Source organism: Streptomyces sp. NPDC004284 (genome assembly GCF_042874035.1).
Taxonomy (GTDB): domain Bacteria; phylum Actinomycetota; class Actinomycetes; order Streptomycetales; family Streptomycetaceae; genus Streptomyces.
Map to the genome: position 1 here is coordinate 49220 of NZ_JBIAMJ010000008.1, position 22437 is coordinate 71656.

Annotated in this window: 22 protein-coding genes and 2 pseudogenes; 11 read left to right on the plus strand and 13 right to left on the minus strand. The window is 72.9% G+C overall.

The window, feature by feature from the left end; all coding sequences use genetic code 11:
* Positions 1 to 33 precede the first annotated feature (33 nt).
* Positions 34 to 762, plus strand: a complete 729-nt coding sequence (locus tag ACFYUS_RS21535; protein ID WP_388854286.1) for a hypothetical protein — start codon at positions 34 to 36, stop codon at positions 760 to 762.
* Between the two features lie 427 nt (positions 763 to 1189).
* Entirely contained in the window at positions 1190 to 1411 is a 222-nt protein-coding gene (locus ACFYUS_RS21540; protein WP_388854289.1) for a hypothetical protein, read from the plus strand.
* Positions 1412 to 1418: 7 nt separating this feature from the next.
* Here ACFYUS_RS21540 and ACFYUS_RS21545 read toward each other — a convergent pair whose 3' ends face one another.
* Complete coding sequence (locus ACFYUS_RS21545) at positions 1419 to 1760, minus strand: ArsR/SmtB family transcription factor (protein ID WP_388854292.1); 342 nt, start codon at positions 1758 to 1760, stop codon at positions 1419 to 1421.
* A 130-nt stretch (positions 1761 to 1890) separates the two neighbouring features.
* Between ACFYUS_RS21545 and ACFYUS_RS21550 the strand changes: the two genes are divergently transcribed.
* The gene (locus ACFYUS_RS21550) at positions 1891 to 2868 is read left to right on the plus strand and encodes a zinc-binding alcohol dehydrogenase family protein (protein ID WP_388854295.1); all 978 of its coding nucleotides are present in this window, start codon (positions 1891 to 1893) and stop codon (positions 2866 to 2868) included.
* A 30-nt stretch (positions 2869 to 2898) separates the two neighbouring features.
* Here the strand turns inward: ACFYUS_RS21550 and ACFYUS_RS21555 are convergent, their stop codons facing one another.
* The 5 genes and pseudogenes from ACFYUS_RS21555 to ACFYUS_RS21575 all read right to left on the minus strand — a co-directional run bounded on the left by ACFYUS_RS21555 (position 2899) and on the right by ACFYUS_RS21575 (position 7450).
* Positions 2899 to 3489 (minus strand): hypothetical protein, encoded by a 591-nt coding sequence (locus ACFYUS_RS21555; RefSeq protein WP_388854298.1) that lies wholly within the window; start codon positions 3487 to 3489, stop codon positions 2899 to 2901.
* A gap of 116 nt (positions 3490 to 3605) precedes the next feature.
* The gene (locus ACFYUS_RS21560; protein WP_388854301.1) at positions 3606 to 4181 is read right to left on the minus strand and encodes a GNAT family N-acetyltransferase; all 576 of its coding nucleotides are present in this window, start codon (positions 4179 to 4181) and stop codon (positions 3606 to 3608) included.
* Between the two features lie 68 nt (positions 4182 to 4249).
* Positions 4250 to 4738 carry a hypothetical protein gene (locus tag ACFYUS_RS21565; protein ID WP_388854304.1) on the minus strand — a complete coding sequence of 163 codons (489 nt, stop codon included), beginning with the start codon at positions 4736 to 4738 and terminating at the stop codon, positions 4250 to 4252.
* Between the two features lie 96 nt (positions 4739 to 4834).
* Positions 4835 to 6328 carry an IMP dehydrogenase gene (locus ACFYUS_RS21570; protein WP_388854307.1) on the minus strand — a complete coding sequence of 498 codons (1494 nt, stop codon included), beginning with the start codon at positions 6326 to 6328 and terminating at the stop codon, positions 4835 to 4837.
* Positions 6329 to 6552: 224 nt separating this feature from the next.
* Positions 6553 to 7450, minus strand: a pseudogene (locus ACFYUS_RS21575) (helix-turn-helix transcriptional regulator).
* A gap of 103 nt (positions 7451 to 7553) precedes the next feature.
* On the opposite strand from ACFYUS_RS21575, the pseudogene ACFYUS_RS21580 reads away from it, so the two are divergent.
* The 3 genes and pseudogenes from ACFYUS_RS21580 to ACFYUS_RS21590 all read left to right on the plus strand — a co-directional run.
* Positions 7554 to 9002: pseudogene (locus ACFYUS_RS21580) on the plus strand (MFS transporter); the annotation flags it as partial.
* 42 nt (positions 9003 to 9044) lie between these two features.
* The gene (locus tag ACFYUS_RS21585) at positions 9045 to 9425 is read left to right on the plus strand and encodes a VOC family protein (protein WP_388855122.1); all 381 of its coding nucleotides are present in this window, start codon (positions 9045 to 9047) and stop codon (positions 9423 to 9425) included.
* Positions 9426 to 9466: 41 nt separating this feature from the next.
* Positions 9467 to 10033: a GNAT family N-acetyltransferase gene (locus tag ACFYUS_RS21590; RefSeq protein ID WP_388854310.1), complete on the plus strand. Its 567-nt coding sequence runs from the start codon at positions 9467 to 9469 to the stop codon at positions 10031 to 10033.
* Between the two features lie 11 nt (positions 10034 to 10044).
* On the opposite strand, the gene ACFYUS_RS21595 is transcribed toward ACFYUS_RS21590, so the two are convergent.
* Both ACFYUS_RS21595 and ACFYUS_RS21600 read right to left on the minus strand, forming a co-directional pair.
* A complete protein-coding gene (locus ACFYUS_RS21595) occupies positions 10045 to 11157 on the minus strand; it encodes an ABC transporter substrate-binding protein (protein ID WP_388854313.1) in 1113 nt (370 codons plus the stop codon).
* 73 nt (positions 11158 to 11230) lie between these two features.
* Positions 11231 to 11833 carry a TetR/AcrR family transcriptional regulator gene (locus tag ACFYUS_RS21600; protein WP_388854316.1) on the minus strand — a complete coding sequence of 201 codons (603 nt, stop codon included), beginning with the start codon at positions 11831 to 11833 and terminating at the stop codon, positions 11231 to 11233.
* A gap of 96 nt (positions 11834 to 11929) precedes the next feature.
* Here ACFYUS_RS21600 and ACFYUS_RS21605 point away from each other — a divergent pair, with 96 nt between their 5' ends.
* From ACFYUS_RS21605 to ACFYUS_RS21620, 4 genes are all read left to right on the plus strand, one after another.
* Positions 11930 to 13198, plus strand: a complete 1269-nt coding sequence (locus tag ACFYUS_RS21605; protein ID WP_388854319.1) for an NADH:flavin oxidoreductase/NADH oxidase family protein — start codon at positions 11930 to 11932, stop codon at positions 13196 to 13198.
* A gap of 125 nt (positions 13199 to 13323) precedes the next feature.
* Positions 13324 to 13851, plus strand: coding sequence for a hypothetical protein (locus tag ACFYUS_RS21610; protein ID WP_388854322.1), 528 nt, complete (start codon positions 13324 to 13326; stop codon positions 13849 to 13851).
* Positions 13852 to 14004: 153 nt separating this feature from the next.
* Entirely contained in the window at positions 14005 to 14172 is a 168-nt protein-coding gene (locus ACFYUS_RS21615) for a hypothetical protein (RefSeq protein ID WP_388854325.1), read from the plus strand.
* Positions 14173 to 14238: 66 nt separating this feature from the next.
* A complete protein-coding gene (locus ACFYUS_RS21620) occupies positions 14239 to 14691 on the plus strand; it encodes a DUF5709 domain-containing protein (protein WP_388854327.1) in 453 nt (150 codons plus the stop codon).
* A 22-nt stretch (positions 14692 to 14713) separates the two neighbouring features.
* Here ACFYUS_RS21620 and ACFYUS_RS21625 read toward each other — a convergent pair whose 3' ends face one another.
* Positions 14714 to 15820: a PucR family transcriptional regulator gene (locus ACFYUS_RS21625; protein WP_388854329.1), complete on the minus strand. Its 1107-nt coding sequence runs from the start codon at positions 15818 to 15820 to the stop codon at positions 14714 to 14716.
* 205 nt (positions 15821 to 16025) lie between these two features.
* Between ACFYUS_RS21625 and ACFYUS_RS21630 the strand changes: the two genes are divergently transcribed.
* The gene (locus ACFYUS_RS21630) at positions 16026 to 17513 is read left to right on the plus strand and encodes a long-chain fatty acid--CoA ligase (RefSeq protein ID WP_388854330.1); all 1488 of its coding nucleotides are present in this window, start codon (positions 16026 to 16028) and stop codon (positions 17511 to 17513) included.
* Between the two features lie 45 nt (positions 17514 to 17558).
* Here ACFYUS_RS21630 and ACFYUS_RS21635 read toward each other — a convergent pair whose 3' ends face one another.
* From ACFYUS_RS21635 to ACFYUS_RS21650, 4 genes are all read right to left on the minus strand, one after another.
* Positions 17559 to 18770, minus strand: a complete 1212-nt coding sequence (locus ACFYUS_RS21635) for a helix-turn-helix domain-containing protein (protein ID WP_388854333.1) — start codon at positions 18768 to 18770, stop codon at positions 17559 to 17561.
* A 218-nt stretch (positions 18771 to 18988) separates the two neighbouring features.
* Positions 18989 to 19930 (minus strand): hypothetical protein, encoded by a 942-nt coding sequence (locus ACFYUS_RS21640; protein ID WP_388854336.1) that lies wholly within the window; start codon positions 19928 to 19930, stop codon positions 18989 to 18991.
* 58 nt (positions 19931 to 19988) lie between these two features.
* The gene (locus ACFYUS_RS21645) at positions 19989 to 21629 is read right to left on the minus strand and encodes a DUF6801 domain-containing protein (RefSeq protein ID WP_388854339.1); all 1641 of its coding nucleotides are present in this window, start codon (positions 21627 to 21629) and stop codon (positions 19989 to 19991) included.
* A gap of 177 nt (positions 21630 to 21806) precedes the next feature.
* On the minus strand, positions 21807 to 22436 hold the full coding sequence (locus ACFYUS_RS21650; protein WP_388854342.1) for a hypothetical protein: 630 nt from the start codon (positions 22434 to 22436) through the stop codon (positions 21807 to 21809).
* Position 22437 lies beyond the last annotated feature (1 nt).

The window sequence follows — 22437 nt, forward strand, 5'->3', positions numbered from 1 at the left end:
CGTCCCGGACCAACGCCGGGGCAGACTGTACGCATGGACGGATGGACCCGATCGGGCACGGAACCCGGTCCCGCACTGTACGGACGCCTGCGCGTCGAGACCGAGGGCCTCGGGCCGGCGCGCTGGCTCGCCGAACGCCATCCCGGTCACGGTGACTTCGGTACCGTCGCCGGTGTCGCCGCCCCCGGCTTCCCGGCGTACGCGCGCGTCCTGCATCCCGCGGCTCTCGACGAGGCCCCGGTCCGCTGGGACACCGTCGCCACCGCCTACGGGCGGCAGGTCGAGGCGCTGACGGACTGGCACGAGGTGATCGGCGCGGAGCGGTTCCAGCAGAACCTGGGGTACTACGGCCTGCCCGGCGTATGGGACGAGCACCCCGGCGAAGGCCCCACGCCCGGCGGCGTCGCGCGTGCCCTGATCCCCGTCCTCGCGCGGCACACGACCACGCCGGAACGGTGCTGGTTCGGGCTGTGGGAGGGGTACGGGCGCTGGGACTGGCACGGGGTCCCCACCTTCCCGACTCCCGAGAGGGAGGAGATCCTGCTGTCCGGAACGCTGGCCGACGTCGTGTCCCCGGAACTCCTGGAAGAGTTCGCCGAACTCCCCGACCTGTGGTGGCCGCAGGACCGCGCCTGGTGCGTGGGCGGCGACACCGACCTGGCGAGCACCTACGTCTGCGGATCCGAGGAACTGATCGCCGACCTGCTCGCCGCGCCCGGCCTGGAGGCCCACCGGGTCACGGCGACCGACCGGGTCGGCTGACGCCGCCCGCCCCCCCCGTGACCGCCGCGGCCGGACTCCTGCCGGCACTCGGCGGACCGTTCGCCGCCACGGTCGGTCTGCTGCTGCCCGGCGGTCCACCGATCGTGGCCCGCGCGCCGGCCCCGGCACGGTGGTGCGCCGACCCGGAACGACGGCGCATCGCCCAGGTGCGTCCGGTGGCCCTGGGCGAGGAGCCGGAAGGGAGCCCTGAAGGGGCCCGCGCGCGGTGCGTGATGCGAAGCGGCCCACGCCGTCTTCGGAACCGCCGTCGGCCTCGTGCTGCTCTCCGACGCGTCAGCGGGCTCGAACAGGAGCGGGACACGACCCGGGCGCGGACCCTCGCCGCCGTCACGGCCGAGGCGGCCACGCTGCGCCCCCTCGAACGCGACGTCCACGACGGCCCCAGCGGCGCCTTGTCCGCCTGGCGATGGAACCGGGTCGGGCCGAGCGCTGTCTCGACAGCCGGCCGGAGACCGTCCGCGCGGCCCTCGCCGCCGTGATCCTCCAGCCCCAGGAGGCGCTGCGGTCGCCGGCCGTGCTCATCGGCGACGTGTTCGACCGGGTGGCCTCGATCGAGGTCCGCGACGGCGTCGTGACGGCCGTCTACCGCGTGCGCAACCTCCACGGGCTCACGGGGGTGAAGGTCTGAGGGGCTGTCACGACGCGTCGGCGCGCAGGGTGAGTTCGAGGAGGCCGGGGAAGCGGGCGGTGAATTCCTCGCGGCGCAGGCGGTTGAGCCGCTTCGGCCCCTGGTCGCGCTGTTCGACGAGGCCGGCGCCGCGCAGGACGGCGAAGTGGTGGCTCTTGGCGGCCCTGCCGACGGGCACGTCGAAGTTGCTGCAGCTGAGCGTCCAGTCGGGCTGGGCGGCCAGTTCGCGGATCAGCTGGATGCGCACGGGGTCCGCGAGCGCGGAGAGCGCGGTGAGGAGGGCGACGTCGTCGGGGTGCGTGTGCACGGGGGCCGGACGGTGCCCCGTGCTCCCGGTCTGCTCCGGCATTCCGTCCACTCCTCCGCCGAGATCCGCTTGCCCATTGTTCGATGACCATCATACAGTGCGAGTGTTCGCTTCCCGTTGAACACTCCGTCCGGGCTCCCCGTCCGAGCCCTCCTCGAAGGGTGGTTCGTCCATGCGCGCGATCGAGTTCCACGAGTACGGCGCTCCCGAGGTCCTGCGACTCGTCGAGGTCACGGCGCCTCGGCCGGGACCGGGCCAGGTGGCCATCGACGTCGCCTGGGCCGGGGTGAACTTCGCCGACGTCAAGGCGCGGGCGGAGGGATACCGGGTCGGCGAACTGCCCTACCGCCCCGGCCTGGAGGTCTCCGGCCACGTCCGGGCCCTCGGCGAGGGGGTCGGCGGTCTCGAAGTGGGCCAGGAGGTCGCCGCCCTCGTCGCCGGCGGCGGATACGCCGAGGTGGTCCTCGCCGAGGCCTCGGCCGTGTTCCCCCTCCCCGAGGGCCTTGACCTGCGGACCGCGGCCACCCTCCCCACCGTCCTGCCGACCGCACACGCCCTGATCCACGAGGTGGGACGGCTGCGGGCGGGGGAGACCGTGCTGGTGCACGGGGCGGCGGGAGGCATCGGCACGGCGGTCGGCCAACTGGCCCGGGCGGCGGGCGCGGGAGCCGTCTACGGAGTGGCCTCCACCGAGGCGAAGGCCGCGTACGCCCTGAAGTACGGCTACGACGAGGTCTTCCGGCCCGACACCTTCGACGAGGACGTCCGGCGGGCCACCGGCGGCCGGGGGGTCGACCTCGTCCTCGACCCCTTGGGCGGTGACACGCTGCGCCGCGGCCTCGGCGCCCTCGCCGTCTTCGGGCGCCTGGTCTCCTTCGGCAACGCCGGCGGAGGCACACCCTGGCAGGTCGGCCAGGCCGAACTGTACGGCCAGGGCCACTCCGTGACGGGCTTCTCGGTCCTGTCCCTCGCCCAGACGGCCCCCGACGCCGCGCGCGCCCTGACCGAACGCGCCCTGCGCACGGTCTCCGAGGGCGCGGTGACCCTCCCCGTCACCGCCGAGTTCCCCCTGTCCGAAGCGGCCGGAGCCCACGAGCTCCTGGGCGGCCGCAGCTCCACGGGCAAGCTGCTGCTGCGCGTGAAGGACTGACCACGACGCCGGGCCGGCCCCCGGGGGGATTCACCACTGGTGGATCCAGGAGATGACGAACACGGTGCCGGCCACGGAGGAACCCAGCAGGGCCAGGACGGGCCACGGCCCCACCCCGCGGCCCCACATCCCGCCCGCCAGGCGGGCGTGCAGCCGGTTCAGCAGCCAGAGGGCTCCCAGGGCGGCGGCCGCGAACGGCAGGGCGACGAGGAAGTGCACGAGCCACGCCCCGCCCCGGCTCGGGCCGCCCCAGGAATGGTCGTAGGGGCCGTGGTCGACGAGGGGGTAGAGCGCGCCGCGGAGGACGAACAGCACCTCGATGCCCACGGGGATCAGGGCCACCAGGCCGAGCGGCACGCACCACAGGGCGTGCGCAAGGAGTCGCCACGCGCCGGGCTGCCGGGGCGACGAGCGCGCTGCCGGTTCCTGCTCACCGGCGCGCGCCCACCAGGCAAGTGCCCTGTCCGTACGCCCGACCGCGACCGCCCCCAGCGTCAGCACGGCGGCCGGCAGCAGCGCGGCGGCGTACCCGACCCGGCTCGCGAACCGCGAGGGGAGGGCAGGGGAACCGGAACCCGGAGGCCGTTCGTCGTGGGCGCGCCGTGACGCGAGGAAGGACATGACCGTCCCCGTTCTCGTGAACGCCGGCCGTTGCCGACGCCCGGAACGGTAGGGAGGAGATGTCGTCCGGCACGTCACACCACGGTGCCAGGACGACCCCGTACCCGAGTAGGGGGTCAGTCCCGGTGGCGGAGGTCGAGCATGCAGAAGACCTTGTCGTAGCGGCGTTCGCCGACGGCGACGAAGTCGGGCAGACGGCCGTACTCGGTGAAGCCCAGCGACCGGTAGAGGCGCAGGGCGTGGGTGTTGTCGCCCCGGGCGTCCAGGGTGAGGACCTCGATCCCCGCCTCCCGAGCGTCCTCGATCAGGGCGGCCGTCAGCGCCCGGCCGACACCGAGACCCTGGGCGGAGGCGTCCACCGCCACCTTTTCGAGGTCGGCGTGCGGCCGATGGGTCGGCCGGGCGTAGCGGAGCCAGTACCCCAGGCCCACGAGCCGGCGGTCGAGGTAGGCGACGCGGAGGGCCGCGTCCCCGGCGCGTACGGCGGAGGCGACGTGCTCCAGAATCTCGGCCACCTCGTCCCGCGAGGGCGGCTCGACCCAGCCGAGCGCCGCGCCTCGGCCCACCAGGTCCGCCAGGATCCGGTGGGCCGAGTCCGCGAAGCGCTCGTGCAGATCCGGATCGGACGCGAGGCCCAGGGCATCGAGGACGACGGGCTGAGCGGTGGCGTCATGGGGGAGGGCCGAAGTCATGATCGTCAGCCTATCCACCCCGGGGCGAGGCCGGCCGTGAGGTGCCCGGCAGGGCGGACGCGCGTGGATCAGTCCTGACGCCGATGCTTGCGGTTCGGCCGGCGCGGGCGGACGAAGGCGTCGAGACCGCCCACCGCCGCGTGGACGTGGGCCGGTTCGCGCGGGACCCTCCCGCCCGCGCACCACCAGGACACCTGCCCGTCCGCCTCGTGCGGATGCATGCCGATGCCGTGCTCCCCGCAGAGCGGCCACGCCTGCCAGAGGAGCTCGGTCACCGTCTCCTGTGCCGCGTCGGCGACGGCCGCCAGGGCCTGAGCGGGGTCGTCCGCCGTCCACGGATCCAGGGAGTTGCCCTGCCACTCGCCGTTCGGCATGGCGACGTAGACGTACTCGGTCTCGTCACCGTCGTCCGCGGGAAGTCCCAGCAGGCGCAGGGGTTTCCGGTCCGGCAGGGTCGCCGCGAGATCCCGGTTGACGAGGGCGAGGGCCTCGTCCCACAGCGGGTACTCACCGAGAGGCACCTGCCGGGGCCGGGACGCTTCGAAGAAGGGGCTCATGGACACCATCCTGCCCGGCGGACGCCGACACCCGGCCGGGCGGCCCCGTGCCCCGGCCCTCACCGGGGCCGGGGCACGGGGCACGGTCCGGTCAGATCACTCGCCGGAGTCGATGGTCGGCCGGCGCAACTGCACCTCGGCGCCGGTCTGCTTGAAGGACTCCGCCGACACCGGGACGAGCACCGCGTCACGGTGGAAGTCCCGCAGGTTCGTCGACCCGCAGCTGATCATCGTCGACGTGAGCTTCGCCCGGGTCCGCTCCACGTTGTCGTACAGGCTGCCCGCGTAGGGCACGTAGCCGTCGACGCCCTCCTCGAAGACCATCTGGCCGCGCTGGCCGTACCGGGCCGCGTTCTGCGCGCGCCGCGAGCCCTCGCCCCAGTACTCCTTGTACCACTGGCCGCCGATCTGCATCTTCCGCGACGGGCTCTCGTCGAGCCGGGCGAAGTAGCGGCCGAGCATGATGAAGTCCGCGCCCATCGCCAGGGCCATCGCCATGTGCGAGTCGTTGAGCAGACCGCCGTCGCAGCACAGCGGCACGTACACCCCGGTCTCCTGCGCGTACGCGTCGCGGGCCTCGACCACGTCGAGCAGCGCGGAGGCCTGCCCGCGGCCGATGCCCTTCTGGGCCCGGGTGGTGCAGATGGCCCCGCCGCCGATCCCGACCTTCACGAACGCCGCGCCCGCGTCGGCCAGGTAACGGAAGGCCCGACCGTCGACGACGTTCCCCGCGCCGACGTACACGTCGTCCCCGTACGTCTCCCGGGCGAACTCCACGGTCCGCGCCTGGTACACGGAATAGCCGTCGGAGGAGTCCAGGCACAGCACGTCCGCACCGGCCTCCACCAGGGCGGGGATGCGGTCCTTGAAGTCACGGGAGTTGATGCCGGCGCCGACCCGCAGCCGCTTCTCGCCGTCCACGGTCGCCCGGTGGTACGTCTTGTGGGCCTGGTAGTCCCGCTTGAGGACCAGGGAGACGACCCGGTCGTCCTCGATCACCGGGAGGACGTCCAGATGGTGCTGCCAGATCAGCTCGTTCGCCTCGGACAGGGAGACCGTGGCCGGCGCGGTGACCAGGTTGTCGCGGCCCCGCATCCGGTTGCCGGCGGTCTCGTAGGCCCCGTGGCGCTCCAGATGGAAGTCGTCGAGGCTGATGATCCCGAGGAACGCGCCGTCCGGCTCCCCGCTCCGCGTGACCACGGCCACGCCCTGCTCGGTGTCGGTCAGCTGCCGGGAGACCTCGCCGAGCGGCGTCGTCGGCGCCACGGTGACCTCGCTGGTCCGGAAGCCGGCCTTGTGCCGCTTCACGGCCAGCACGTCCGCGGCCTGCTCCTCGATCCGCTGGTTCTGATGGATGAACGAAAGACCGCCGACCTGCGCGAGCGCCACCGCCAGCGTCGGCGACGACACCGCCTGCATGATGGCGCTCACCATCGGGGTGGCGATCCGGATTCCCGCCTCCTCGCCGACCCGGTGACGCACCAGCGCCGCGCCGAGATCCACATGGTCGGGTGTGCAGTCTTCCGTGGTCAGGCCGGGAATGAGGAGGTACTCACTCAGCGTACGAGAGATCTCGGGAAGGATTTTCACATCGTCTCCAGCAAGGAGCCTGCGCGTCGGGCAACGGCGGACCGACGGGGCTCGTACGGGCAGTGCGGATCGATGCCGGCCGGTAGCGCACTGGTGGAAGAAGTCGCTCTGGGACAACCGGAGAGCGGGCGCGCCCGGCGGGGCAGTGCGGACACACACGGCGGACCGACGGCGAAGGCACGACGGGTCCGAATTCCGCGGTTCTGCACAGGCGTTGACTTCCATTACGCCATACGTGATCTTAGCGCACTGTTAACCGCTGTTCGCTCCTGACGAGCTGACGCACCGTCTCGCCCGCGGCCGAGAAGCTGCAGCGCGTCGGCGGACGGGGCGTCGTGGGGCGTGTAGATCTCCAGGCGGTGGTCGGGGCTGTCGGGCTGGAGCCAGACCTGGTACGAGACGCTCAGGGCGCCGACGGTCGGGTGCAGCAGACGCATGTCGCCGATGGTGCAGTCGGCGACCTCCCCGCTCGCCCACATCGTGGCGAACGCGTCACTGCGCATGGTCAGCTCACCGACGAGATGCGCCAGGCGCGCGTCGGTCGGGAACCGTCCGGCCGTGAGCCGGAGGTAGGCGACGTGGACACGGGCGAGCTCCTCCCGGTTGCGGTACAGGTCCCGGGCCGGGGTCGAGGAAGAACATCCTCGGAACCGAGGGACGGGTGTCCTGACGGTGGGGCGCGGCGAAGTCGACGTGCTCCGCGAACAGGGCGTGGCCCGTACGGTTCCAGGCGAGCACGTCCCCGCGCCTGCCGAGCACGACCGCCGGGGTCGCCTCCGCCAGCGACGCGAGGAGGGAGAGGACGCGGGGATGGGGCTCCTCCCGCGGCGGCTCGGCCAGGGCGGGACGGGAGGGCTGCCGGGCGAGGTCGTGCAGGTGCGCGGTCTCCACCTCGTCCAGTTCCAGTACGCGGGCGAGGGCGCCGAGCACCTGCTCGGAGGCGGTCTCGGCCAGTCCCTGCTCAAGGCGCGTGTAGTAGCCGGCGCTGACCCCCGCCAGATGGGCGAGCTCCTCGCGGCGCAGCCCCGGGACCCGGCGGGCGGTCCCGTACGTGCGCAGTCCGATCCGGTCGGGGGTGACCCGGTCGCGCCGGCTCCTGAGGAATGCTCCGAGGCTCTGCATGCCGCCGAGCCCAGACAGCCCCGGGCTCGGGTGGGTGCACCTGTCAGGTGTACCCACAGCGGGTGGATGGCTGCGGGAGGTGCCGGGCCCGAGCGTTGCCGGCATGACGCGACACACCTCAGGCAGGAGCGGCGTCCGGGCGTGGCTCGGGCTGCTCGTCGTCCTCGGTCCCGTGCTGCTGGTCTCGAGGGACGGCTCCGTCCTGTTCCTGGCGATGCCGCGGATCGGCCGGGCGCTCGCTCCCGGCGCCGGCCAGGCACTGTGGATCCTGGACGTCTACGGCTTCGCCGTGGGCTCGCTGCTCATCGCGTTCGGGAACATCGGCGACCGGTACGGACGCCGCAGGCTCCTCATGGCCGGCGCGGTCCTCTTCGGCATCGGCTCGGCCGCCGCCGCGTTCGCCCCGACGGCGGAGCTGCTCATCGCCGCCCGCGCCGTGATGGGGATCGCGGGCGCCACCCTCCTTCCGTCGGCCCTGGCCGTCCTCGGCGAGCTGTTCACCGACCCGAGGTCGCGGGCGCGCGCCATCGGCGTCTTCGCGGCGGCGTTCGCGGCGGGCTTCGCGATCGGACCGGTCATCGGCGGCCTGCTCCTGGAGCACTTCTGGTGGGGGTCGGTGTTCCTGGTCGACCTCCCCGTCATCGCCCTGTTCCTGGCCTTCGCGCCCCGTCTGCTCGGCGAGGTGCGCGCCACCCGCCCCGGACGCGTCGACCTCGTCAGCGTGGTCACCTCCGCGACCGGCCTGCTGCTGACGATCTACGGGCTCAAGCGCACCGCGGCCGAGGGGATGACGGGACCGGCGGTGCTCGCCGTACCGGCGGGCGTCGCCGTACTGGCGTGGTGCGTCCTCCGCCAACGGCGGCTGGACCACCCGCTGATCGACTTCTCGCTCTTCCGCGACCGGGTCTTCACCATCGCGGTGGTCACCGGCCTGCTTCCCCTGGCCGCGTGGTCGGCCGCCGCCTACCTGGCCGGTGTCCACCTGCAGTCCGTCCTCGGCGTCCCCGTCCTGACGGCCGCCCTCCTCGCGCTGCCGGGCGCGGTCGTCCTGACCGTGACCTGCGTCGTCACACCGGCCCTGGTGGACCGCATCGGCAGACGCACCGCCCTGCTCGTCTGCCACTTCTTCGTCGCCGCCGGGCTGCTCCTGCTCCTGCCCACCGCCGCCACCGGCGGAACCGGCTGGTACGTCGCTTCCACGGCGGTCGCCGGCATCGGCTACGGCATCTCCTTCGCCGTCGTCGCCGACACCGCCGTAGGCGCGGTCCCGCCCGAGCGGGCCGGCTCGGCGGGCGCGATCGCCGAGACCGGCAACGAGATCGGCAGCGCCCTCGGCATCGCACTGCTCGGCTCGCTCGCCGCCCTGCTGTTCCGCCTCCAGGGCCCGGGCCTCGCCCCGACCCTGGACGAAACGCTGCGACTCCCGGGCCTGACGGGCGCGATGGCCGACGACGCCAAGTCCGCCTTCGTCACCGGCATGCACGGAGCCGCGGCCGTGGCCGCCCTGCTGCACCTCGTCCTGGGACTGGTCGCCCGCCGTCGGTGGACGCGACGCGTTGGCGTCCGGCCCGTGGATCAGGAAAGATCACTCCTCATGGTCTCGGTAGTGCAGAATGTGGCGATCGACTGTGCGGATGCCTATGAACTGGCGCGGTTCTGGAGCGCGGTGACGGGCCGTCCGCTGGATCCGGAGGACAGGCCGGGCGCCCGCGAGACGCAGGTGCTCCTCGCGGAGGGCCCCGTGCTGTACTTCAACCAGGTGCCCGAGCCGAAGAGGGACAAGAACCGGCTCCACCTGTGCCTGCGTCCCGATACCTCGCGCGACCAGGAGGTGGAGCGGCTCCTCGGCCTCGGCGCCACCTTCGTCGCCGACCACCGGAACGCCGACGGTTCGGGCTGGGCCGTGCTCGCGGATCCCGAAGGGAACGAGTTCTGCGTGCTGCGCAGCGATTCCGACCGAGCCGTCGTCTCCTGACGTTCCGTCGGGGGGGACGAGCCGCTGCATATGATCGGTTCATGACTGCCCCTGCCGTACTCCATGTGGCCGCGACGCCCGACTCTCCCGCTCTCGTCCTCCGTCCCTGGCGGAGGGAGGACGCCTCCGCACTGGTCGAGGTGAGCGGGGATCCCGGACTGCGCCTGTGGGAGACGCCGGGGGTGGACGACGACGCGCACGCGGCGCGGTGGGTGCGGGTCCAGCAGCAGGGCTGGGCGGCGGGGAACCGCCTGGGCTTCGCCGTCCTCGAGGTGCAACCCGGTTCGGCCCAGGAGCAGTTGGTGGGAAGCGTGGTCCTCAAGGAAGCCGCCCCCGGCAGGCCGGCGGCCGAGGTGGGCTACTGGACCGCGGCACGCGCGCGCGGGCGGGGAGTGGCCCCCCGCGCCCTGGAGGCCGTCACCGCCTGGGCCTTCGACAGCTTCGAAGTGGACGGCCTGGAGCGTCTCGAACTCCTGCACCAGGTGGACAATCCGGCGTCGTGCCGGGTCGCGCAGAAGAGCGGGTACGACTTCGACCGCATCCTGCCCGCCTCGCCGCCCGCCTTCCCCCACGACGGCCACCTGCACGTTCGGCGCCCGAGCGCCTGAGGCGCTCCCCCTCAGCCGGCGCGGAGGACGCGGAAGCGGTCGGGTGACACCGGGTCCCGGTCGACGACCTGGACGGGGGCCCAGGTCCACTGCCACACGCCGATGCCCGGCGTACGGGAGAACCGGATCGGTCCGCGCGTCCCCTCGACCGCCACGCGCGGCCAGGACCCGGCGACGGCCGTATGGTCCGGGCCGTGGGAACGCAGCGTCTCGGCGAGGACGGTGACGGTGTCCCAGCCCTCGAAGGCGACGAACGAGGGTGCTTCGCCCAGCCGTTCGCGGAGCTCCTTCGCGACGCGTTCGCCGAGCGGGCCGAGGCGCTCGGGCAGATAGCGCAGGAACGGGATCCCGGCGCCGTCCGCACCCAGCGCCTCGGCCCATCCCGCGAACTCCGGCTGCCCGGCCGGAGCGCCGATCAGCAGCTCCGCGAGCCGCCGGTCGCCACGGACGGCCCGGACGATCGGCACCGCCGGCTCCGGACTGCCCACCAGCAGCAGGAGCGCCGTGGCCTCGTGGTCGACGAGCGCGTCGCACAGGGCCTCGGGGGCGAGCGCGTTCGCGTCGAGCTCGACGACGGTGCCGCCGAGGGGAGCGAGACGGTCCCGCAGGACGCGGGTCCCGGAGGCCCAGTAGACGCTCGGCTGCGACGCCACGGCGATCCGGCGCCGGCCCGTGGCGAGGAGGAAGTCCGCGTAGACCCGCCAGCCCAGGGACTGGGCCGGGGCCACGCGCGCGACCCACTCCGTCGGCTCCTCGGTCAGCCCGTCGAGTACCGCGGACGAACAGAGGAACGGCACCCCGAGGGCGTCGGCCCGGGCGGCGACGGCGCGGGCGACGACGCTGTGGTACTCGCCCACCACGGCGGCCACCCCCAGGCCGGCCAGCTCGTCCACGGCCGCCGCGGCGCGCTCCGGGTCGGCCGCGGTGTCCCGGACCAGCAGCTCCAGGGGCCTGCCGTCGATCCCGCCCGCGTCGTTCACCTCGCGCGCGGCCAGGTCGAGCCCCGCGAGCAGATGCCGTCCCGCCTCGACCCAGCCGGGCCGCGTCAGCGGGACGAGGGCGCCCAGGCGGACGGGTGACCCGTCCCTGTGCCCGGCTGCGGACGGCGATGGGGGCGTGTTCATCGGGCGGCGTCTCCCTCGGACCGGGTGGTGGTGCCGGTCATTGGAACCACGAGCGCCGCCCCCGGGCAACCGATTATCCGTTCGGCGACCTGACGGGTGCCGAGCCGGCGGCGAACAGGGCGTGGACGGCGGCCCGCACCTGGGCGGCGACGGCCTCGGGGGAGGAGGCGTCGAGCTTGCCGTCGAGGTGCAGGAACGCCAGGCCGTGGACGAGGGCCCACACGCCGGTCGGGAGGGCGCCCGTCTCGTCCGCGCCGGGGAAGGCGTCGCGGACCATGCCGCGGACGTACTCCTTGATGACTTCGGTCGCGGCGACCCGTTCCTCGTCGGTCGGGTCGCACGGCTCGGCGAACATCGCCCGGAACAGGGCGGGGTGGTCGAGCGCGAACCGGACGTAGGCGACGGCGACCGAGGCGAGGTCCTCGGGCGTCGACGGCGCGGGACTGGCCGCGGTCAGGTGCTGGGCGAGCTCGCGGTACCCCTCCGCGGCGACCGCGGAGACGAGCGCGTCACGGTCCGCGTAGTGGCGGTAGGGAGCCGTGGCCGAGACGCCGGCCCGCCGGGCGACCGCGCGCAGGGAGAGCCCGGCGCTGCCGTCCTCCTCGAGGAGTTCCCGCGCGGCACGCAGGCAGGCGGCGCGCAGATCGCCGTGGTGATACGTACCCGCTTGCGACATAGGTCACCCTCTCCAATGTGTACGCCGCTTACATGCTGTCTTAATGTGAGTGGTGCACACATCGTAGGCGCTCGACAGGGAAGAGGGAATCCAGAGATGACCAGCGAGCTGTTCTCGCCGCTGCCCCTGCGCTCCGGCCGGACACTGGACAACCGGATCGCGAAGGCGGCCATGGAGGAGAACATGGCCGGCGACGGCCAGCTCCCCGACCGGAGGCTGATCACGCTGTACCGGCGCTGGGCCGCCGGCGGCACCGGGCTGCTGATCACCGGCAACGTGATGGTGCACGCCGAGGCGCTGACCGGCCCCGGCGGAGTCGTACTCGACGAACACGCGCCGCTGGAGCCGTTCGCCGCATGGGCGGAGGCGGGCAAGTCCGGCGGCGGGTCGATCTGGATGCAGATCAACCACCCCGGCCGCCAGGTCGCGTCCGACATGCCCGGCGTCGTCTGGGGCCCCTCCGACATCGGCGTCGACCTGGGCAGGCACAGCGGCCGCTTCGGCCGGCCGACCGCCATGACCGCGCGGCAGATCGAGGACACCGTCACCCGGTTCGCCGTCACGGCCCGGCGCGCGGAACAGGCGGGGTTCGACGGGGTCGAGATCCATGCCGCGCACGGCTACCTGCTGTCCCAGTTCCTCTCCCCGCTGGTCAACAAGCGCACCGACCGGTGGGGCGGGTCGCCGGCGAACCGGGCCCGGTTGCTCCTCGACGTCGTCCGCGCCGTCCGCGCCGCCGTCTCCCCGACCTTCGCGGTCGCGGTGAAGCTCAACTCCGCCGACTTCCAGCGCGGAGGGTTCGACGCCGACGACGCGCGACAGGTGATCGAGATGCTGGAACCGCTCGGCGTGGACCTGGTCGAACTGTCCGGCGGCAGCTACGAGAGCCCGGCGATGACCGGCCGTCCCGCCGACGACCGCACCCGGGCCCGCGAGGCCTACTTCCTGGACCTCGCCGAGGACCTCGTCAGGACCAGCCCCGTCCCGCTGATGCTCACCGGCGGCATCACCCGGCGCGCCACGGCCGAGACCGTCCTCGGCAGCGGCGTGGCGGTCGTCGGGATGGGCACCGCCCTCGCCGTCACCCCGGACCTGCCCGACCGCTGGAGGAACGGCCGCGAGGCCGAGCGGCGGATGAAGCCGGTGACCTGGTCGGACAAGACCCTCGCCTCGGCCGCCGGCATGGCACAGGTCCGCCACCAGATGCGCCGCCTCGCCAGCGGAAGGAACCCCAGGCCCGGTACCCATCCGGCGATCGCCCTCGTCTCCGAGCAGCGGAAGCAGCGAACGGCCCTGCGCGGCTACCGCGCCTGGCTGTCCACGCCACGGACCGGCGACGGCCGGGAAGCCACCGCCCGGGGATGAGCTCCGGGCGCGGAGCCGGCAAGCAGGAACCTCCTGGCCTGCCCGTACGTTCCGGAAGGCGACCTGATCGTTTTGACATGCAACACGGCGGCGGCGTGCCGCCGTCGGGGGGAAGTGAGCAACCCATGGCCATGGTGGGCCTGTTCTGGATCGCAGAAGGCGACGTGTACGTGGGAGCGAAACCGTCCGGCCAGGCCCCCGGGGTGCGCCTGACCCCCGACGGCGTGGTGGCCCTCGGCGACGGACAGTCCGGCCTCCACCTGTGGGAGGACGTACGCGCCCTGACGGTGGCGGACGTCCCCGTGAAGTCCCTGAAGCGGCAGGTCGGCGTGGTCACGGACGTCGCCCTCGACATCGTGATGAACCTGGCCATGACCCTGGGCCCGGGCGTGGGCGGCGAGGCCCCGCCGGTGATGACGCTGGACCTGGAGTCGCACGACGGCGCGTACGAGCTGAAGGCCTACGTGGCCGCGGCCGTCGGCTACTCCCCGGCGGAGGTCGACCTCTCCCGGGCCCTCCTGTCCCGCCTCACGGAGGGCGCCGCGACGATGGCGACGACCCTGGCGGCCATGTCGGAATGGGGCCGCTCCCGGGAGGGCGGAACACCGCGCGGGGCGCAGCGCGAGGAGCTGCTGCGGCGGTGGGTGGGCTGAGGCCCGTCGTCCGGGGCGGGCCGGGACCGTCCCGGCCCGCCCCGGACACATCGGGTTGCGCTTGCACCGCAGGCGGGGAGCATGGAATGAGAACAGTGATCCGTCACGCATCCGGATCGGCCGGCATCGACCGCACTCCCCTCAGGAGGCGCCATGACCGAACCCGACGACGCACTCGCCTCCTGGACGGGCCGGTTGCTCCGGCTCGGCGTCGGCATCTCGCCGGACGACGCCCGGAGGTTCGTGCACGACCTGTACGCACAGGCCCAGTCCGATCTCGACGCGGACCGGGCCGAGGCCGATTTCGAGCGGGAGGAGTGAACCCGGGCGAGAGCCGTCGTGGCCCTGGGAACGGATGATGGCCCTGCCGCAGGAACGGAGTTCCACATGACCGAGGTGGAAGCGTGGGGCGATGACGTCTACCAGCCCGACGGTAGCGACGTCCAGGACGACGCGGGCCTCCTGGACTACGAGGACACCCTCGAGAGGGCGGTCGGCGACCCCCTCGACGCCGGGTACTCGCCGCCCGAACGGCCCCTCGGGGCCGAGCACGCGGGAGTGACCGCGGCCGAACGGCAGCACGGAGAATCCCTCGACGAGCGCCTGGCGGAGGAGGAGCCCGACCTTCCGGTCCCCGACGACGACGGCCTCGGCGACACGACGGACACCGACGGGGAGCTCCTGGACGACCAGGTCGGCGACCGTCGCGCGGGCCGCCTGATGGCCGAGGACATGGGTACGGGACCCATCAGGTCGGAACTGAACGCCCAGGACCTCGGGATCGACGGCGGCGCCGCGTCCGCCGAGGAAGCCGCGATGCACATCGTCGACGAGGAATGACCCCGCCCCGCGACGGGAGCCCTCAGCTCGCCCCCGGATTGCGGACCGCCAGGAGCGCCGCGCCGATGTCCGCCGTCGCCCGCGGATCGGAGAGGGACCGGCCCGTCAGCTCCTCCACGCGCCGCAAGCGGTAACGGACGGTGTTGGGGTGTACGAACAGGCTCTTCGCCGCGCCGCCGGCCGAGCCGGCCGCGGCGAACCAGTGCTCCAGGGTGCGCAGCAGCCGGGACCGTTCCGCGGCCGGGAGGTCGAGCACCGGCCGGAGCACCACCTCCATCAGGTGCGCGGCCTCGGCCGGAGCCGCGGCGACGACCATGGCCAGCGGATTGTCGTCGAAACGGGCCACACCGGGACCGGTGCCCTCCAGACCGGCGAGGGCGAGCCGGGCGAAACGCAGGGCCTGCGGCGTGTCCCGCAAGGAGTGGAAGCGCGGACTGAAGCCCACCCGGGCGCGCGTCCGGCGCAGGATGCGCAGACAGGTGGTCTCCGCCGCCGTCGTGGGCAGGGCGATCAGGGCGAGCTGCTGGTCCGGCAGGAGCCGCCAGGCGGAGGGAAGGTTCGCCTGGCGCAGCGCCGCCTCCGCTCCGGTGAGCGGTTCCTCGCCGGGCGCGCCGGCCTTCGCCGCGGCGACCGCGTAGGGCCCGTGCTCGGGCAGCTCCAGTTCGCGGGCGGTCTCCCACAGCGTGCGGTCGGTGACGATGCCGGTGAACAGCGCCTCCACCAGGGCGGAACGCCTCGCCTGCCCCTGTGAGGTGAGCTCCGCTGCCGTCTCCCGGTAGGCCACCGCCACCGCCTCGGCGTACAGACCGGACAAGGCCCAGAACCCCGTCGACTCCGACAGCAGGAGGCCGTCGGAGATCTCGGGGCGCGCGCGGGCCTCGGCGAGGATCTCCGTCCACAGGAACTGCGAGCCGATCCGGTACGCGTGCAGCGTGTCCGCCAGAGGAACCCCCTGCTCGGCGCGGTGCCGCCCGGTCTCACGGGCCGAACTCGCGTCCGGGGCGCCGCCGAGGCGGAGGTGCGCGAGGATGAGGTCCGCGTTGGCGGTGCAGGAGCGGCGCAGCGAGTCCAGCGGGATCAGCGCCTCGTCCTCGTACGCCTCGACCTCCGCGCGGATGCGCAGCGCCATGCGTTCCCCCAGCTCCGGAAGCCTTGACCGAAGTGCCGTCGCCACACCCGAAAGGATCATCCGCGCAGCTTAACGCCACCGGATTGTGTCCGGGGACAATCCGGAAGGCCGTCCGTTGTCCCGCCGGCCATAGGACGCGACCGCCTGCGGCTGCAAGATGTCGACGATGTAAACATTCGGCGATTCCGTGTAACGGAGGCGGGTCATGGCCAATCTGGCAGGGTTCCTCGTGGAGACGGCCGGGCGGCAGCCCGAGCACCCCGCGCTGCGCCTGGGGGAGCGGGTCATCACGTACGCGGAGCTGGACGAGCGCAGTGCCCGCGCCGCCGCCCTGCTCCGGTCCGAGGGCGTACGGCCCGGGGACCGGGTCGCCCTGATGCTGCCCAACGTCCCCGAGTTCGTCGTGCTGTACTACGGCATCCTCCGCGCCGGAGCGGTCGTCGTGCCGATGAACCCGCTCCTGAAGACCCGGGAGACCGAGTTCCACCTCGCCGACTCCGGCGCGGTACGGCTCTTCGAGTGGCACCAGGCGCCGGGCGAGGGCGCCCAGGGAGCGGCGGCCGCGGGCGTGCGGCACACGGCCGTCGAACCCGCCGCGTTCGCCGGGACGCTGAGCCGGCACGAGCCGCTGCCCGAGGTCGCCGACACGGACGACGAGGACATGGCCGTCCTGCTGTACACCTCCGGGACCACGGGCCGCCCCAAGGGCGCCGTCCTCTCCCACGCCGGCCTGCGGCACAACACCGAGGTCAACACCGTCCACATCCAGCAGATGACACCGGAGGACGTGGTGGTGGGCTGTCTGCCGCTGTTCCACATCTTCGGGCAGATCTGCACCATGAGCGCGGCCGTCCGCAGCGGCGCCTCGCTCGTCCTGATCCCGCGCTTCGACCCGGGAACCGTCCTCGACGTGATCGCCCGCGAGCGGGCCACCGTCTTCGAGGGCGTGCCGACCATGTACGCGGCGCTGCTCCAGCACCCCTCGGAGGCGGACGTGTCGACGCTGCGGATGTGCATCTCCGGCGGCGCCTCGCTGCCCGTGGAGATCCTGCACGGCTTCGAGCGGCGCTTCGACTGTTCGGTCCTCGAAGGCTTCGGCATGTCCGAGACCAGCCCGGTGGTCACCTTCAACCACCCCGACCGGCCCCGCAAGGCCGGCTCCATCGGCACCCCCATCCGGGACGTCGAGGTGCGGGTCCTCGACGACAAGGGCCAGGACGTGGCCCCGGGAGAGACCGGCGAACTGGCCGTCCGGGGACCGAACGTGATGAAGGGCTACTGGAACCGCCCCGAGGAGACCGAGGCGGCCATCCCCGACGGCTGGCTGCGCACCGGCGACCTCGCCCGCGCCGACGAGGACGGCTACCTCTACGTCGTCGACCGCAAGAAGGACATGATCATCCGCGGCGGCTACAACGTCTACCCGCGCGAGATCGAGGAGGTCCTCCACGAGCACCCGGCCGTCGCCCTCGCCGCCGTGGTGGGCGTCCCCCACCCCGAACTCGGCGAGGAGGTCGCGGCCGCGATCGTGCTCCGCCCCGCCGCGGACGCCACCCCGGACGAACTGCGGGAGTACGTCAAGGACCGCGTGGCGGCCTACAAGTACCCGCGCCGGGTGTGGCTCGTGGACGCGCTGCCGCTGGGACCGAGCGGCAAGATCCTCAAGAGGGAGATCACCGCGCCCGCGGAGTGAGGATCCGGGGCGGCCGCAGCGTCTCCCCGATCCGGCGTACGGGACTCAGTCCGCCCGTTTCCTGCCGTGGAGGTGGAGCGAGCGCAGGGCCGCTTCCAGGGCGAACCGGTGGTCGGGATCGAGGAGCCGGTCGCCGAAGTGGTTGTCCAGGTTCCGCAGGCGGTAGCGGACCGTCTGGGCGTGCACGCCCAGCATCTCGCCGACCTGTTCGGCGGGGGCCCGGGTGGAGACGTGGACGCGCAGGGTCTCGACGAGGCGGTCGCGCCGGGTGCCGGACAGGCCGTCGAGCGGGGCCAGTTCGCGCCGGGCGAGCTGGTCCATGAGGGCCGGGTCGGACAGCAGCCACAGGGTCGTGAGGTGGTCCTCGCAGCGCACGACGGGCGCGTCCGCCACGATGCCGTCGTCGATCAGCTGGAGGACCCGCCGGGACCAGCGCAGCGAGTGGGCGGCCTGCGCGGTCGGCACGGTCAGTCCGAGGACGGCGGGCGTGCCGGCCAGGGCGTCGTCGAGCATCGCGAGGCGCTCGCCGGTCAGCGGTCCGGGGACCAGCAGGTACGGGTTGGGAAGACCGGGGTCGGCGAGGACGTCCCGGTCGAACCGGGACGGGACGACATGGCCGGCGGGCGGCCGGAGGGCGACGACGGTGCACTCGTCGGGGAGCTGCCAGGACGCCTCCCGGCAGAGCTCGGCGATGGTCGCCCGGGGCAGCGGCGGCCCGGCGACGACCAGGTGGAGCAGCTTCCTGCGCAGCGCGGCCACGTCGGAGACCGTCCGCGTCTGGACGGTGAGGTACCCCTCGCGGGAGAGGGCCTCCAGCTCGTCCACGTACGCGAAGAGGGCGTCCGCGAAGGCCAGGATGAGCGTGGGGGAGAGGTTGTAGGTGCGCCCGATGCTCTTGGCGCGGCGCAGCGCGATGCGCGCGCCGAGGCGGTAGGCGCCTTGTAACGTGTCGAGGTCCCGGCCCTCGTACGCCTCCACCCGGCCGAACTGGCGCAGCAGTTCGTCGCGGAGGGCGGACTTCGTCCCGGGGTGGTCGACCCGGTCCACGAAGGCGGACAGGGCGTGCTCCACGCCCTGGCGGATGGCGTCGGAGTGGGGTCCGTTGAAGAGATGGGCGTAGACCGGGTAGGCCCGCTCGATCTCGATGCCGATCTCCTTGATGAGGCCCGGGATCTCCGGTCTCATCAGCGCGGCGAACTCTCTGGGCAGTGGGTCGAGCGGCTCACCGAGCGCCGGTGACTGTGCGATGGAGGGCATGAACCGATCCCTTGCTCTGCTACGCGACCGGTGGGGGGTGCGGCACGGCGGCGCCCGACCTGGAGGGGTGGGCGCCGCCGTGACCGACAGGTACGTACCGATGTGGACTGCTGAAAGCTAGGGCAACTGTTGTGTGCTGTACACAACTTGAGCAAGAGTCAGGTATTCCGGGAGGGTGTACGCGGCCGAGTCGGCCGGTAATCATCCCTGAGTGGCCGTTAGTTGACGGCGGAGTGCCAGTCCTGCGAGAAGACCTTGCCGGCGTCGGGAGCGAGGACACCGGGGGCGAAGAGCCCGGTCAGGTAGGTCTGGGTGTCGTTGAGGACGAGCTTGTTCTTCCCGGAGGCGGCGGGCAGACCCGTCTTGAGGTTGACGGCGCCGTTGACCAGACCGAGGCCCAGGCCGCAGCCGCTGGCGCCGGGGACGGCGAAGGTGTCGTCGTACTGGGTGGAGCCGAGGAGGTTGAGGCGGCTCAGGTCGCCCTCCTCGTTCGCGGAGCCGTCGCCGTTGAAGCGCTCGACGCCGAACTCGGGCGCGTTCAGGTTCCGCGGGCGCAGCAGGATCGGGTTGGACTTCGTCCCGATGTAGCAGTTGTCGCCGAGGAACGGGTTCTGCAGGTGGATGCGGACCGGGATGGTCACGATCGGCTGGTCGGTGAGGACGCCCGCGATCTGGTCGAAGGCCGAGGGGGTGCCGACCGACTCCATGGTGGCGGTGATCTTGTTGAGGCTGGCGTCCGACAGCTGCCGGCAGATGTCGGTGATGAACGGGATGTCGCTCGGACACATCAGGCCCAGCAGACCACCGGGGACGGTGGCGGAGTCGGCGATGAGCGCGCCGCCGGCGGGCGCGACGACCGAGTTGGTGCCGTCGGCGTTCTGCACGACGCCGATCTGGAGGTTGGTCTTCCCGGTCGGCACGGTCGTGTTGCCCAGCTTGATGGAGCCGCTGAAGGAGTACGAGACGACGCACTGCGGCGAGGTGTCGAGACCGTCCGAGGCGATCATCGCGCCGGCGTCGACGGGGCAGCGGGTGGACGGCGCCCAGCTGCCGTTCAGCACGGGGGTGGCCGCGGTCGCGGTGCCCATGGAGGCGAAGGCGCCGAGCGCGGTGAGGGCGGAGACGGTGGCCAGCTTCGTACGGGCGGAGACGAGGGGCATGGCGGATGCCTTCCTGGGAGACGGGGGTGAGGGGTGGGGCGGCGTGCGGTGGGGCGGGTCAGCGCTCGGGCTTGGGGACCACGTACGGCTGGCCGTCCTCGGTGCACTTCGGGTTCATGGGGTCCGGCGGGTCGAGCACGGTGCAGGTCTGGCCCTGGATCTGCTTGATGTAGTTGCCGGGGCCGGAGATGGAGGCGGTGAGGAGCCGGTCGAGGTTCTCGCCGCCCGCGCCGCAGCCCTTGAAGGCGGGGATGGTCACCTCGCCGGTGAGCGGGCCGCCGCCGGTGAGGATGTAGCCCACGGCGTTGCTTCCCTCGACGATCTTGCCGTCGCCCCGGAGCACCAGGTGGTCCCCGGGGTAGGTGGCGGGGTCGGGCTCCGGCGAGGTGAGCGGCTTCTCCGTACGGCAGGAGGGACCGACGTCCAGGCGGGTGCCGTTGACCCGGACGTCGAGGACGCGCAGGACCAGGGGGACCCGGATGTGCGCCGTGCTGATGTTCTCGGGGTAGGCCAGGAGGACGTCCGAATAGAGGGTCAGGGGTCCTGTCTGTTCCAGGACGAGGGTCGCGGTGGTCGGGGCGAACCCGAACGTCAGGAGGGTCGCCTTGAAGGGCGGTGTCTGCCGGCGTCCCTGGGTGGAGAGGCCTCCCGCCGCTTTGGTGACCAGATGTATCCCGTCCTCCCGGAACTCGATCTCCGGCTCGCCTCGTTCGATCAGGGTGCAGGTCGGGGGAATGAGGTTGGCGCCGTTCAACTTCCGTACGTTCGAGTAGCCGGTGATGTAGGCCGACATCGAGTAGGCGGTTGGATTCTTGGTGAAGCAGGGCGGGGCGTCCGGCCGTGGCGGCGGGGTGCCGGGCGTGTCCTCGCCGGCCGCCGCCTGGCCTCTGTCCGCCGGTGGCCCGACGCGCGGGCCCTTCGGAGTCCCGTTCCCCGGTCCGTGCGCGGTTCCCGGCCTCGCCGGGGGCGTCCGGTCCGCCGGGAGCGACGGCAGGGGGAGACCGGTGGCGGAGGCGGACGGCGAGGGAAGGGTCGGGGACGGGGGAGGCGTGCTCGGTTCCCCCGAGGGGACGTCGGCACCGACCGGAACCGTGGCGAGCATCGTACGTCCCTCCGCGTCCTGGCCGGGGACACAGGTGACGGAGAGGGAGACGGGGTCGGTGGCGGCACCGTCTGCCGTGCTCGGGGCGAGGTCGACGGCGAACCCCTCGGCGGTGAGGGCCAGATCGCCGGCGGTGTCCGTCGTCAGGGAGGGCACGTCGCCGGTGGTGGTGAGCACGAGGGATCCGTCGGCGGGCACGCCGACGGGCTGTGCCGTTCCGCTCCACGTGGCCTCCGTACGCTGCCCGTTCTGGGCCACGCCGACCGTCAGCCGGGTCTCCGCCCGTACGGTGGCGGCCTTGAGCGCGGTGAGGTCGGCCACGGCCGCCGCCGGGAGTTCCACCGTCGTGGTGACGTCGGTGGGCCGGATCTCCTCGCCCACGGCCGCCCTTTCGGGGAAGGCCGCCGTGATCCGTACCGTCGCGGGCTGCTGTCCCGAGGGCAGGGTGCAGACGTAGGGCAGCGCGGCGTCGACCTTCAGCGTCCCGACGGCGACGGCCGCCGCCGGCAGCAGGGGGGCGAGCGCCACGAACGCGGCGATCGTCGCGCCGCGCACACGGGCGCGGGAGGATCGAGGGGTGGGCCGGGGGCCGCTCATCTGGTGCTCCGCTCGGGTCGTGCGCGAACGCGGGGGCCTTGCAGGTACGGGGACTTACGGGTGGGAGCCGACGGTCGTCATGACGCGGGGAGTCTCCTGAGGGGGCTCGGGAACGCGGACAGGCCCGCGCCCGCCCGGCCGGGGTCGCCGGCCGGACGGACGCGGGTGCCTGATCCCTTACGGGTTCGAGCCGACGATCGTCGGGATGGTGGTGCCCACCTTGAACAGGTAGGTGCCCTTGAAGGTCGGCTTGGCACCGACCGGGACGGCCGAACCGCAGCCGGACGAGGAGACGACGGTGAGCTCGCCCGCGACGCTGTTGACGGCGAGCGCGCCCGTCGAGTTGGTGTACGTGCCGGACGCCTGGCCCGTCACGGTGAAGTTGCAGCCGCCGACGCTCACGTTGGCCTTGACGTTGCCGACGTAGCCCTTGGTGACGCCGGTCGCGGCGGTGTAGTCCTGCGCCACGATCGTCCAGGGGGTGACCGCCGTCGCGTTCACGTTGCCCAGCACGCTGGTGCAGGGGGCCCCGGTGGCGCCGAAGGCCATGGAGTTGATGTTGCCGATGGTCGCCGGGTTTCCGGTGGCGCTCTGTCCGACACCCGCGCCGTTCGACTTCGTACACGTCATGGCGATGCCGTTGACGCTGAGGACGACGTTCCCGCTGTTGACCGCGGTGATGCTGGCCGGGGACGGGCTGACGGTCCAGACCGTCGAGGGCACCGCGGAGGCGGGGCTCACGGCGAGGGCGAAGGCGGCGGAGGCGCCACCGGCGACGACGGCGAGGTTTCTGAGGGACTTCTTCATG

Excerpts from the sequence above, each read along its gene's own strand:
- ACFYUS_RS21620 (WP_388854327.1), top strand. The coding sequence starts at position 14,239 with ATGACCGAGGTGGAAGCGTGGGGCGATGACGTCTACCAGCCCGACGGT.
- ACFYUS_RS21605 (WP_388854319.1), top strand. The coding sequence starts at position 11,930 with ATGACCAGCGAGCTGTTCTCGCCGCTGCCCCTGCGCTCCGGCCGGACA.
- ACFYUS_RS21555 (WP_388854298.1), bottom strand. The coding sequence starts at position 3,489 with ATGTCCTTCCTCGCGTCACGGCGCGCCCACGACGAACGGCCTCCGGGT.
- ACFYUS_RS21610 (WP_388854322.1), top strand. The coding sequence starts at position 13,324 with ATGGCCATGGTGGGCCTGTTCTGGATCGCAGAAGGCGACGTGTACGTG.
- ACFYUS_RS21615 (WP_388854325.1), top strand. The coding sequence starts at position 14,005 with ATGACCGAACCCGACGACGCACTCGCCTCCTGGACGGGCCGGTTGCTC.
- ACFYUS_RS21645 (WP_388854339.1), bottom strand. The coding sequence starts at position 21,629 with ATGAGCGGCCCCCGGCCCACCCCTCGATCCTCCCGCGCCCGTGTGCGC.
- ACFYUS_RS21540 (WP_388854289.1), top strand. The coding sequence starts at position 1,190 with ATGGAACCGGGTCGGGCCGAGCGCTGTCTCGACAGCCGGCCGGAGACC.
- ACFYUS_RS21600 (WP_388854316.1), bottom strand. The coding sequence starts at position 11,833 with ATGTCGCAAGCGGGTACGTATCACCACGGCGATCTGCGCGCCGCCTGC.
- ACFYUS_RS21565 (WP_388854304.1), bottom strand. The coding sequence starts at position 4,738 with ATGAGCCCCTTCTTCGAAGCGTCCCGGCCCCGGCAGGTGCCTCTCGGT.
- ACFYUS_RS21585 (WP_388855122.1), top strand. The coding sequence starts at position 9,045 with ATGGTCTCGGTAGTGCAGAATGTGGCGATCGACTGTGCGGATGCCTAT.
- ACFYUS_RS21560 (WP_388854301.1), bottom strand. The coding sequence starts at position 4,181 with ATGACTTCGGCCCTCCCCCATGACGCCACCGCTCAGCCCGTCGTCCTC.
- ACFYUS_RS21635 (WP_388854333.1), bottom strand. The coding sequence starts at position 18,770 with ATGCCCTCCATCGCACAGTCACCGGCGCTCGGTGAGCCGCTCGACCCA.
- ACFYUS_RS21545 (WP_388854292.1), bottom strand. The coding sequence starts at position 1,760 with ATGCCGGAGCAGACCGGGAGCACGGGGCACCGTCCGGCCCCCGTGCAC.
- ACFYUS_RS21590 (WP_388854310.1), top strand. The coding sequence starts at position 9,467 with ATGACTGCCCCTGCCGTACTCCATGTGGCCGCGACGCCCGACTCTCCC.
- ACFYUS_RS21630 (WP_388854330.1), top strand. The coding sequence starts at position 16,026 with ATGGCCAATCTGGCAGGGTTCCTCGTGGAGACGGCCGGGCGGCAGCCC.
- ACFYUS_RS21535 (WP_388854286.1), top strand. The coding sequence starts at position 34 with ATGGACGGATGGACCCGATCGGGCACGGAACCCGGTCCCGCACTGTAC.
- ACFYUS_RS21595 (WP_388854313.1), bottom strand. The coding sequence starts at position 11,157 with ATGAACACGCCCCCATCGCCGTCCGCAGCCGGGCACAGGGACGGGTCA.
- ACFYUS_RS21625 (WP_388854329.1), bottom strand. The coding sequence starts at position 15,820 with ATGGCGCTGCGCATCCGCGCGGAGGTCGAGGCGTACGAGGACGAGGCG.
- ACFYUS_RS21640 (WP_388854336.1), bottom strand. The coding sequence starts at position 19,930 with ATGCCCCTCGTCTCCGCCCGTACGAAGCTGGCCACCGTCTCCGCCCTC.
- ACFYUS_RS21650 (WP_388854342.1), bottom strand. The coding sequence starts at position 22,436 with ATGAAGAAGTCCCTCAGAAACCTCGCCGTCGTCGCCGGTGGCGCCTCC.
- ACFYUS_RS21550 (WP_388854295.1), top strand. The coding sequence starts at position 1,891 with ATGCGCGCGATCGAGTTCCACGAGTACGGCGCTCCCGAGGTCCTGCGA.